The following is a 10,331-nucleotide window of genomic DNA, read 5'->3' on the forward strand; positions in this document are numbered from 1 at the left end:
CTACAATCAGGTGATCGGTCTGCCGCCCAAACTGGTTGGCCTGATCCTGATGGTCGCCCTGGTCTTCGATGCCGTGATCGATCCATTTGTCGGCCAGGTTTCCGATAATCTGAGATCGCGCTGGGGACGGCGACACCCCTTCATGATGGCCGCCGCCCTGCCCTACGCCCTGGCCTTCTTCCTGCTCTGGAACCCGCCGCTGGGCTGGAGCGACAACGCCGTCGCGATCTATCTGGCGGTCTGCCTGTTCTCGGTGCGGTTCTTCGACACCTTCTTCGAGACGCCGCATCAGGCGCTGGCCCCAGAGCTGGCCCGGGACTACGACGAGCGCACCAACCTGTTGGCCTTGCGTCAGTTCTTCGCAGTGGCCGGCGGATTGGGCATGACCGTGCTGGCCTATCAAGTCTTCCTCAAGGAGCAGCCGGACGGCTCCGGCGGCGTACTGGCACGCGACGGCTATCTTGCCTACTCGATCACGGGCGCCTTGATCATCCTGGCCACAGTGCTGGCCTCTACGATCGGCACAGCCAGTCGCATCCCCTACCTTTCGGTCCCGCCCGTGCGAAAAATCACCTTGGGCGCCATGCTCGGTGAGGTGGGCCAGACGCTGAACAACCGCGCCTTCATTGCCGCCGCCGTCTCTGCGATCTTCATTTCGGTGGCGGTAGGCGCCCGCAATGGCCTCGAGATCTATTTCGGGCTCTACTTCTGGGAGCTGAAACAGTCCCAGCTGGCGACGCTCGCCACCATCAGCGTCGTGGGCGGCTTTCTCGGCGTGGGGCTGGCGCCCATCGTCGGCAAGGCGCTGGGTAAGAAGCATGGCGCCATCGTGGTATTCGCCACCGCCGTGGCCGTCCACATCACGCCGGTGTCCCTGCGCCTGCTGGGTCTGGCGCCGGAAAACGGCACGCCGGAACTCCTCTGGCTGATCTATGGGGAGGAGATCATCAACGCGACCCTGGCCTCGGCCACCGCCGTGCTGCTGGCCGCCATTGTCGCTGACGTGGTGGAGGACGCCGAGGTCAAGACGGGGCGCCGGTCAGAGGGGCTGCTGATGTCCGCCAACGCCCTGTTCCGCAAGATGATATCGGGCACGGGCATATTCGTCGCCACCGCCGTCCTGGCCTTCGTCCAGTTCCCGGACGACGCCAAGCGGGGCGGGGTGCCCGAGGAGGTCCTGACCGGCCTCGGCATCGCCTACATCCCGCTGATCGTCGGCCTCTACGGCATCTCCATCGGCCTGCTGTTCTTCTACGATATCGACCGCAAACGCCACGAGGCCAACCTGGCGCATCTGAAGGGCGTGGAGGACGAGAAACGGCTCAGTGTTTGAATATCCCCATCATCAGGGGGCGCACGAACACCGCCGCCGCCGCTTTCGGCCTCACGTCGGGAACCAGGTAGCCCAGCTCCGCGCAGGCGTTCAGGGTGGCGTTCAGCATCTGGGCGGCGATGAACGGATCCACCGGCCGGATTGAGCCTTCGGCGATCCCGTCCGAGATCATCGAGGCGAAGCGGTCAGAGACACGTTCGGACTGCTCGACCATGGCGCCGCGCATCTGTTCTGGCAGGGCCGTGAGTGCGTGGGTGCGCAGCAAGGGCCCATGATCGGAGAGCTGGAACTCGGCGAGGGCGGCGGCACATGCCGACAGCTTTTCCCACTGGGTGCCCGGTTGTTCCATAGCCAACCGCTGGGCGCTGCGCATCACCTCGAAGGTGCGCTCGAAACAAGCCACCACCAGGTCATCCTTGGCGTCGTTATGGTGATAGAAACTGCCCTTGGTGACGTTCAGCTCGGCGGAGATCTTGTCCACCGACGCGCCGCGATATCCACGCAGGTTGATCAGGCGCGTGGCCGCCAGCAGGAAGGTCTCGCGCCCCGGCTCCGGGCTGATGCGTGCGGCGCGGGCCTCCAGCGCGATGGCGGCCGGCGCCCAGGCTGCGCCCTCCGGCGCCAGGCCGTTCAGGAAGATATCGACAATACGGTCGCGGATGCGTGGATAGTCCTCCGCGTCAAACCGGCTGAGCCATGCGCCGCCCCAGAATACCTGTTCAAGCAACATCCGGGTCCGGGCCGTGCGTCGGCCTCGCGACATCCAGCAGAGGTCCGGATGGTCAAAAATCTGGCGGGCCTTGCGAAACAGCCGCCCATAGGCCTGGGCCACCTCTTCCCGGCGGGGCGAACTCAGGGCTCGCAGTTCCGAGATGATCGGCAGTGGCGACGCCTCCCCGGCCGCGGTGGCCTTCAGGACGTCCAGATAGCGGGTGAAGAAACCATGGAGCCGCTCGCCCGGCGTTGGCGCGGTGACCGCAGCCTCGGCAATGCCTAGCAGGGTCTCGATCCCGCGGGAGATACAGGCAGCGGCCAGATCATCCTTGCGGCGGAAATAGTAGGTGACGCTGGTGGTGGAAAGCTCGACGGCGGAAGCCGTGGCGCCCAGGGTCAGGCCTTTGATGCCCTTGCGGTTCAGGATCCGCGTGGCCGCGTCAAGGATGGCCTCGCGCTTGCGTTCGAACCGATCCGTGGCCTTCGCCACGGCGCCACCCTGAGCCATCTGACGCTTGTTTCCCTTGCGCAATCTCCCTTTGCCTTGGAACGAAGGGGTGGCCAAGCGTTAACATTTCAATGACGCAACGTTAAGTGTCAGAAAATCCGAATGGAGCGCCGGTCCGGCGGACATCGTCGGAGAGGATCTGACGGCCGATGGGCGGCGCCGAGCGGGCCGTGCATTCGGTGCGGTGGCACAGGCGACAGGTCACGCCGATGGGCGTCGCCGCCTCCGCGCCCAGGCCTGGCCGGTCGCGGGTATAGATCAGTCGCCCCGCATGCTCGGCAGCACATCCCAGCGCGATGGCGCGTTCGACCCGGGGCGCGCCAAACCCGCCCCCGCCGGCGGTCACGGTGCGCGCGATGGAGAAGAACCGCTGGCCGTCGGGCAACTCCAGCCACTGGGTGACGATCTGGCGCGGCGTCGTGAAGGCCTGGTGCACCGACCACAGCGGACAACCTCCGCCATGCCGGGCGAACGGAAACCCTGCCCCATCGAGCCGCTTCGACACATTCCCCGCCGGATCCACCCGGATAAAGAAGAACGGTACGCGCTCCTGACCCGGCTTCTGCAGGGTGGTGAGGCGGTGCGCGGTCTGTTCAAAGCTGGCGCCGAACTGTCGCGCCAGGGCTTCCACGTCATAGTGGCGCGCCTCAACCGCGCGGGCGAACGTGGAATAGGGCATCAGGATCGCGGCGGCTGCATAGCTGGCCAGCGCGCGCCGGGTCAGCCGCTCACCGCTCTCGGAGGCGAAGCTGCCGCCCTCCAGTTCCGCATCGATCTCGGCCCGCAGTTCGAGGTAGGCCAGTTGCAGGGCCAGCTGGAACGACTGGCTGGCGGCGTCGAGGCCATCATCCAGCAGGATCTCCTTGCGGTGGCGATCCAGCCTGCGCACCGACCCCACCATCACGCTCGAGGGCAGGCGGCGCGCGCGCAGACCATGGCGAGCCTTCAGGTACCCGCTCAGGCTGTCGTGACCGCTGACAGCCTGGGCCAGCCGCTCTGCGGCGTCGTCGAGACCGGGAAAGCTGTTGCGCCGTGCCGCCAGAAAACGTCGGGACTCGGCGACGGGATCGGTGACGTCTGCCTGGTCGCCGGCCTCAAACCGCTCCGCGCCCCGATCGGCCAGCGCCAGCTGTTCCTCCTGATAGGTCGTATAGAGCCGCAGGAGAGCTTCGGTCACGCCAGGGAAATTGCTCGCCATGTCCGCCGTTTCCAGGCTGGGCAGGTCGATGTCGGCGAACATCGGATCCTTCAGCACCGCCTGAAGCCGCGCCGTCTCGTTGGCGGCGCCGGCGCCGGCCAGGGTCGACATGTCCAGCTTGTAGGTCTGCGCCAGCCGCAGCAGCATCTCGGCGCTCAAGGGCCGGTGGTTGCGCTCCAGCAGCGCCACATAGGAGGCAGAAACTTCCAGGTCCGCAGCCATGTCGGCCTGGGTCAATCCCAGGTCCCGACGCAGGCGGCGCAGGCTGGGCCCCACATACAGGCGGCGCTCTGTCAGCATGGTCGTGATCCGGATCGAAGACTGTACGATCATTACAACATTACAGCGAAAATCTGTAAAGTTTTACAGCTAAACCTAATGCCACCTTCCTTTATGGCCGGGTCGCGCTTAACGGCACGCTTCATGCTCCGGGGCCTCCAAATCCCCGGCTCAACGCGGAAGAGGCACATGGCGTATCAAGACCACATCATCGAGATGAGCGGGCTCATCAAGAGCAAGAACGGCACCTGGGACGGCATCAACGCCGAGTCCGTGGCCCGGATGCGGCTGCAGAACCGGTTCAAGACCGGCCTCGAGATCGCCAAGTATACCGCCGGCATCATGCGCGCCGACATGGCCGCCTATGACGCCGACCCGGCCAACTACACACAGAGTCTCGGCTGCTGGCACGGCTTTGTCGCCCAGCAGAAGATGATCTCGATCAAGAAGCACTTCGGCACGACCAAGCAGCGCTACATATACCTGTCCGGCTGGATGGTCGCCGCGCTCCGCTCCGACTTCGGCCCGCTGCCCGACCAGTCTATGCATGAGAAGACCTCGGTGCCGGCGCTGATCGAAGAGATCTACACCTTCCTCAAGCAGGCCGACGCCCGTGAGCTCGGCATGATGTTCCGCGACCTGGACGCCGCCCGTGAGGCCGGTGACAAGGCGAAGGAGCAGAAGCTGGTCGACGCGATCGACAACTACGAGAGCCACGTCGTTCCGATCATCGCCGATATCGACGCCGGCTTCGGCAACGCGGAAGCCACCTACCTGCTGGCCAAGAAGATGATCGAGGCGGGCGCCTGCGCCCTGCAGATCGAGAACCAGGTCTCGGATGAAAAGCAGTGCGGTCACCAGGACGGCAAGGTCACGGTCCCGCACGAGGACTTCCTCGCCAAGGTGCGCGCCTGCCGCTACGCCTTCCTCGAAATGGGCGTCGACAACGGCGTCATCGTCACCCGCACCGACAGCCTGGGCGCAGGCCTGACCAAGCAGATCGCCGTCAGCCATGAGCCGGGCGACATCGGTGACCAGTACAACAGCTTCCTCGACTGTGAGGAGATCGCCCCGGCCGACATGAAAAACGGCGATGTGGTGATCAATCGTGGCGGCAAGCTGCTGCGGCCCAAGCGCCTGCCGTCGAATCTGTTCCAGTTCCGCGAAGGCACCGGCGAGGATCGCTGCGTCCTCGACAGCATCACCAGCTTGCAGAACGGCGCCGACCTGCTGTGGATCGAGACCGAGAAGCCGCACATCGCCCAGATCGCGGGCATGGTCGACCGCATCCGCGAAGTCGTTCCCAACGCAAAGCTCGCCTACAACAACAGCCCGTCCTTCAACTGGACGCTGAACTTCCGTCAGCAGGTGTTTGACGCCTACAAGGCCGCCGGCAAGGACGTCTCGGCCTATGACCGCGACAAGTTGATGAGCGTGGACTACGACACCACAACGCTCGCCATCGAGGCCGACGAGCGGATCCGCACCTTCCAGGCCGACAGCGCCAAGCGGGCAGGGATCTTCCACCACCTGATCACGCTGCCGACCTACCACACGGCGGCACTGTCGACTGATAACCTGGCCAAGGAATATTTCGGCAGCCAGGGCATGCTGGGCTACGTCCTGGGCGTTCAGCGCCAGGAAATCCGCCAGGGCATCGCCTGCGTGAAACACCAGAACATGTCCGGCTCCGACATCGGCGACGACCACAAGGAATACTTCGCCGGCGAAGCCGCCCTCAAGGCGGGCGGCGTCCACAACACGATGGGTCAGTTCGCGTAAGGCTTCGCGAATTCGTCTGAAACTCGAATGGCCTGGGGTTTCCGCCTCAGGCCATTCTGCTATCCGGTACATCCATGGACATCAGCAACACCCTCTCCGTCGACGACCTTTTGCACGCCTTCGTGGAGCAGGATCTACTCCCGGGGACTGGGGTCGCGCCCGAGGCCTTCTGGGCCGCGCTGGACGCGATCCTGGCTGACTTCACGCCGAAGAACGCCGCTCTGCTGGCGCGGCGCGACGACCTTCAGGCGCAGATCGATACCTGGTGGCGTGAGCGGCGCGGCCAGACGGTGTCCATCGCAGAACAGACCGCGTTCCTGACCGGGATCGGCTATCTGTTGCCAGAGCCGTCGCCGTTTCAAATCGGCACCGAGAACGTTGACCCTGAGATCGCCCGCACGGCAGGCCCGCAGCTGGTGGTGCCGGTTTCGAACGGTCGCTTCGCGCTCAACGCCGCCAACGCCCGCTGGGGCAGTCTCTATGATGCGCTCTATGGCACCGACGCCCTGGAGCCGCCCACCGGCGGCAAGGGCTATGATCCGGTCCGCGGCGCCAAGGTGATCGCGTTTGCGAGGGGTTTGCTGGACCGGGTCGCACCACTGTCGAACGGGTCGCATGCGGATGCGGTCGAGTACCGGGTGAACAATGGCGCCCTGTCGGTGCGTCTCAGCAGCGATCGCGAAGCCACCCTGGCGTCGCTCGCCCAGTTTGTTGGCTGGCGGGGCGCGGCCGATGCACCGGAGGGCGTTCTGCTGGCGCACAACAGCCTGCACCTCGAGATCCAGATCGACCGTACCCACAACATCGGCAAGGACGACGCCGCTGGCGTTTCGGACGTGCTGGTCGAAGCCGCGCTGACTGCCATCCAGGACTGCGAAGACTCGGTCGCCGCCGTCGACGCCGAGGACAAGGTGGGCGTCTACCGCAACTGGCTGGGCCTGATGCGGGGCGATCTGTCGGCCAGCTTCGTCAAGGGCGGGCAAACGGAAACCCGCCGCCTTGACCCAGATCGCGTCTATCGGACGGCCGGCGGCGCCGACCTCACCCTGAAGGGTCGCAGCCTGATGCTGGTGCGCAATGTGGGCCACCACATGCTGACCGACATGATCACCCTGAACGGCAGGGCAGTCTATGAGACCGCCATCGACGCCTTGATCACCGTCACCGCCGCCCTCCACGATCTGAAGGGCGCGCGCCGCAACAGCCCGGCGGGTTCTGTGTATGTCGTGAAGCCCAAGATGCATGGGCCCGACGAGGTGGCCCTGGCCATGGGTCTGTTCGATCAGGTCGAGGACGCACTTGGCCTGGCACGCAACACCGTCAAGATCGGCATCATGGACGAGGAGCGCCGCACCAGCGCCAACCTCAAGGCCTGCATCCACGCGGCGCGCGAGCGGATCGTGTTCATCAACACCGGCTTCCTCGACCGCACGGGCGATGAGATCCACACCGCCATGGAAGCCGGTCCGGTAGTTCGCAAGGACGCCATCAAGGCCGAGGCCTGGCTGCCGGCCTATGAGAAGCGCAATGTCGAGATCGGTCTGGCGACCGGTTTCCCCGGCCATGCCCAGATCGGCAAGGGCATGTGGGCCATGCCCGACATGATGAAGGACATGCTGGCGACCAAGGTCGGCCACCCCAGGGCGGGCGCGAACACTGCCTGGGTGCCGTCGCCGACGGCGGCGGTGCTGCATGCGCTGCATTACCATGAAGTCGACGTTCCAGCCCTGCAAACCACGATGGCGGCAGCGGGCGAACCGACGGGCCTGACCGAACTGCTGACGCCGCCGCTGGCGAAGTCCAACTGGAGCCCGGCGGACGTCCAGCAGGAGCTGGACAACAATGCCCAGGGCATCCTGGGGTATGTGGTCCGCTGGATCGACCAGGGGGTCGGCTGTTCCAAGGTGCCGGACATCCACGACGTGGGCCTCATGGAAGACCGCGCCACCCTGCGGATCTCCAGCCAGCATATCGCCAACTGGCTTCACCACGGCGTCTGCTCCGAGGCCCAGGTGCGCGAGACCATGAGCCGGATGGCGGCCGTGGTCGACGGCCAGAACGCCACCGATCCGCTCTATCAGGCCATGGCCGGCAACCCGGACAGCGTGGCGTTCCAGGCCGCGCTCGAACTGGTGTTCGACGGCCGCGACCAGCCTAACGGCTATACCGAACACATCCTGACGCGGCGGCGGCGCCAGCGGAAAGCCCAGTTCGTCGGCGGCTGAGCTTCAGTTCAGCTGATCGGGCTTGACGCCGTCCGAGAGGCTGGCCAGGCACGCCAGGATCTGGTCCCATTGGGCCAGACCATCGACATCGCCCATGGCGGCATACTCGGCCGCCCTCAACATGGCGATGACTTCGGCGTCATCGCCATACTGCCCCATCAACGCCAGGGCGGTCGCCATTGCGGCTGTGTCGACGGCGCTCATGGCCCGACCGTTGGACTGGCGTGATGCAGCCATCTACATTGGGCAGGAACCGGCGTTGTCATAGCTGCGTTGGCTCTCACGGGCCGCGCTCGAGGTCTATCCCGAAATCGGAGAGATGATGGATTTCACAAGACTTGGCGCTCTGACGGTCGGCGCCCTTGCTACGGTGCTCCCATCCGGTATGGCCCGAGCGGCCACCGAGCAGCCGACCTACACCGTTCTGGAACGATCCGGAGGCGTTGAACTGCGGCAGTACAGCCCGAGGCTGGTCGCGGAAACGACGGTGAAAGGCGACGAGGTTTCGGCGCGGAATCAGGGATTCCGCGTGATCGCCGGCTACATTTTCGGGGCCAACCAGGGCCGCGCCGCCATCGCCATGACCTCTCCGGTCGCTCAGTCCCCGGCTCGCGCCGAGACAATCGCCATGACAGCGCCGGTCGCCCAGTCCGCCGGCCAGGGCGGCGAGTGGAAGGTTCAGTTCTTCATGCCGGCCAAGTACACGCTGGCGACCTTGCCCAAGCCCAACAGCGCCCTCGTCCGGATCACCGAACTGCCTGCGCAGCGGTTCGCCGTGCTGCGGTTCTCGGGCAACGCAGGTCGCGGCACGGTCGCGAGCAAGACGGAAGACCTGCAAGCGAAGGTCGCGGCCCTGGGATGGACCGTGGCAGGCGCGCCGGTCACCTGGTTCTATGACCCGCCCTGGACCCTGCCGCCGATGCGGCGCAACGAGGTCGCCGTGCCCATCGCCACGCGCTGAGTGGGAGAAGGATCCCCGACCGACCGCGAGGCCTGCCGGGGACGCGCCTATTTCACCATCCAGCCGCCGCCATTGGGCTTGTAGTGCTCACCAGGTTTGATCCGGGCCTGGACCACCGTGGAGTAGGCTGACGCGCCGGCCACCTCGACGGACACGCCGTTCTTTGCGGCCGCCTGGCGGTAGAGTGCGGCGCGGCCTTCATTGATCTCCTGAACCGCGCCTTTCAGCGCGGGGTCCGAAGAGGCCTTCACAAAGCCCAGAAAACCGTCAGCCTGCTCGCCCACAATGCCGGCCGTCTTGGCGGCGTCCACGACAGACTTGGCGTCCATAGCGATAGCGGCGGCGGGGGTCAGGGCCAGCGCGGCCATAACAGCGGCGCCGACGTTGAAGAAGTCACGTCCCTGCATGGTCATGTCTCCTTAAAAGAGGTTGGGGTTCTTGCTGATCAAGGCCTTGACGTCCTCGTCCAGCTGCAGCCGGACGTTGGCGTCCAGCTTGGCGTAAATCGTGATCGGGGCGACCTCCACCCGGACGGTAGGCGTGCACGCCGTCAGGCCGACGAGGATCAGGCCGGCGAGCGCTATGAGCTTTGAACTCATGTGGCGGTCTCCTTGGTGGGCGAAACTCTCATCATGGTCTCCAGTGTGACGGTCTAGGGCTGAACGGGACCTGAACCGTGAAGGTTCCGATACTCGGCATAATCGGCCAGCAGGTCGTCCAGGTTCAGGGACGTGTCGAGCGTGAGGTTTACGCCGGTTCCGGACGGAAGCGGCAACTTTCGGCCGATGAAGCGCTTCTGGATGATGTCCATGATGCTCAGCCGGATCCGCTGCTTCTGCGGCGGATCGTGGCGCCCAACAATGTGGAACAGGACGCCCAGCCGCCCGTCCTGGCGACTGGCCAGGGTGGCGTCCAGCTTGTCGAAGGCCAGGTTCTCCATCGCCTGGTAGGCGAAGTCGGTGAAGGTGTCGTTGGCTGTCGCAACGGCCGGCACCGCGCCGTCGGCCTGGACGCCAATCAACGCCGTGCGGTCGATCGATATGCGGCCGGGCTGGTCGGCCTTCAGTTCCCCGCCGGTGATGCGCAGCCGGCCATCGCGGGTCTCGAACGCCAGGCGTCCGCTGACCCTGGCGTCCAGCTCCATCTTGTCGCCAAACGGCGAGGCCTCGGCGAGGTCATGAAGCTGCACCCCCTCGAAGATCAGGACGCCCTTTGTCGGAGCGTCCGGCGTCAGGGGATATTCGAGGCTTTCAACCCGGATCTTGCCGCCGCCCACAGTGGCCTCGCCGCCGGCGATCTTCAGCAGGTTGTCGGCCAGGCCAAAACGGGCG

General features: G+C 65.5%; 10 protein-coding genes. 4 read left to right on the forward strand and 6 right to left on the reverse strand.

The genetic code is table 11. The annotated features are described in order from the left end of the window. Positions 1-1,333 (forward strand): MFS transporter (locus tag ACIQ42_RS10635; RefSeq protein WP_397422169.1); only part of this gene is annotated, 1,333 nt, incomplete at its 5' end. Here ACIQ42_RS10635 and ACIQ42_RS10640 read toward each other — a convergent pair. Together ACIQ42_RS10640 and ACIQ42_RS10645 are read right to left on the reverse strand one after the other, a co-directional pair. Continuing rightward, positions 1,323-2,555, reverse strand: coding sequence for a TetR/AcrR family transcriptional regulator (locus ACIQ42_RS10640; protein ID WP_397422170.1), 1,233 nt, complete (start codon positions 2,553-2,555; stop codon positions 1,323-1,325). The genes ACIQ42_RS10635 and ACIQ42_RS10640 overlap by 11 nt on opposite strands. An 82-nt stretch (positions 2,556-2,637) precedes the next feature. Then, on the reverse strand, positions 2,638-4,086 hold the full coding sequence (locus ACIQ42_RS10645) for a short-chain fatty acyl-CoA regulator family protein (RefSeq protein WP_397422171.1): 1,449 nt from the start codon (positions 4,084-4,086) through the stop codon (positions 2,638-2,640). A gap of 135 nt (positions 4,087-4,221) precedes the next feature. Between ACIQ42_RS10645 and ACIQ42_RS10650 the strand changes: the two genes are divergently transcribed. Together ACIQ42_RS10650 and ACIQ42_RS10655 are read left to right on the forward strand one after the other, a co-directional pair. Further along, on the forward strand, positions 4,222-5,814 hold the full coding sequence (locus ACIQ42_RS10650) for an isocitrate lyase (protein ID WP_397422172.1): 1,593 nt from the start codon (positions 4,222-4,224) through the stop codon (positions 5,812-5,814). Between the two features lie 74 nt (positions 5,815-5,888). Beyond that, positions 5,889-8,039, forward strand: coding sequence for a malate synthase G (locus ACIQ42_RS10655; RefSeq protein WP_397422173.1), 2,151 nt, complete (start codon positions 5,889-5,891; stop codon positions 8,037-8,039). A 3-nt stretch (positions 8,040-8,042) separates the two neighbouring features. Here the strand turns inward: ACIQ42_RS10655 and ACIQ42_RS10660 are convergent, their stop codons facing one another. After that, positions 8,043-8,276, reverse strand: a complete 234-nt coding sequence (locus ACIQ42_RS10660; protein ID WP_397422174.1) for a hypothetical protein — start codon at positions 8,274-8,276, stop codon at positions 8,043-8,045. A gap of 85 nt (positions 8,277-8,361) precedes the next feature. Between ACIQ42_RS10660 and ACIQ42_RS10665 the strand changes: the two genes are divergently transcribed. After that, on the forward strand, positions 8,362-9,000 hold the full coding sequence (locus ACIQ42_RS10665) for an SOUL family heme-binding protein (RefSeq protein WP_397422175.1): 639 nt from the start codon (positions 8,362-8,364) through the stop codon (positions 8,998-9,000). A 47-nt stretch (positions 9,001-9,047) separates the two neighbouring features. On the opposite strand, the gene ACIQ42_RS10670 is transcribed toward ACIQ42_RS10665, so the two are convergent. From ACIQ42_RS10670 to ACIQ42_RS10680, 3 genes are all read right to left on the reverse strand, one after another. Further along, a complete protein-coding gene (locus tag ACIQ42_RS10670; protein ID WP_397422176.1) occupies positions 9,048-9,413 on the reverse strand; it encodes a YdbL family protein in 366 nt (121 codons plus the stop codon). Positions 9,414-9,419: 6 nt separating this feature from the next. Beyond that, entirely contained in the window at positions 9,420-9,599 is a 180-nt protein-coding gene (locus tag ACIQ42_RS10675; RefSeq protein ID WP_397422177.1) for a YnbE family lipoprotein, read from the reverse strand. 53 nt (positions 9,600-9,652) lie between these two features. Further along, positions 9,653-10,331, reverse strand: a 679-nt coding sequence (locus tag ACIQ42_RS10680) for a YdbH domain-containing protein (protein ID WP_397422178.1), incomplete at its 5' end; no start/stop codon positions are given.

Source organism: Phenylobacterium sp., from assembly GCF_044372605.1.
In the GTDB taxonomy this organism is placed as follows: Bacteria; Pseudomonadota; Alphaproteobacteria; order Caulobacterales; family Caulobacteraceae; genus Phenylobacterium.

What these genes read in the sequence shown, in the direction of transcription:
- ACIQ42_RS10650 (WP_397422172.1), top strand. Translation starts at nt 4,222, where the DNA reads ATGGCGTATCAAGACCACATCATCGAGATGAGCGGGCTCATCAAGAGC.
- ACIQ42_RS10670 (WP_397422176.1), bottom strand. Translation starts at nt 9,413, where the DNA reads ATGACCATGCAGGGACGTGACTTCTTCAACGTCGGCGCCGCTGTTATG.
- ACIQ42_RS10675 (WP_397422177.1), bottom strand. Translation starts at nt 9,599, where the DNA reads ATGAGTTCAAAGCTCATAGCGCTCGCCGGCCTGATCCTCGTCGGCCTG.
- ACIQ42_RS10660 (WP_397422174.1), bottom strand. Translation starts at nt 8,276, where the DNA reads ATGGCTGCATCACGCCAGTCCAACGGTCGGGCCATGAGCGCCGTCGAC.
- ACIQ42_RS10645 (WP_397422171.1), bottom strand. Translation starts at nt 4,086, where the DNA reads ATGATCGTACAGTCTTCGATCCGGATCACGACCATGCTGACAGAGCGC.
- ACIQ42_RS10640 (WP_397422170.1), bottom strand. Translation starts at nt 2,555, where the DNA reads ATGGCTCAGGGTGGCGCCGTGGCGAAGGCCACGGATCGGTTCGAACGC.
- ACIQ42_RS10665 (WP_397422175.1), top strand. Translation starts at nt 8,362, where the DNA reads ATGGATTTCACAAGACTTGGCGCTCTGACGGTCGGCGCCCTTGCTACG.
- ACIQ42_RS10655 (WP_397422173.1), top strand. Translation starts at nt 5,889, where the DNA reads ATGGACATCAGCAACACCCTCTCCGTCGACGACCTTTTGCACGCCTTC.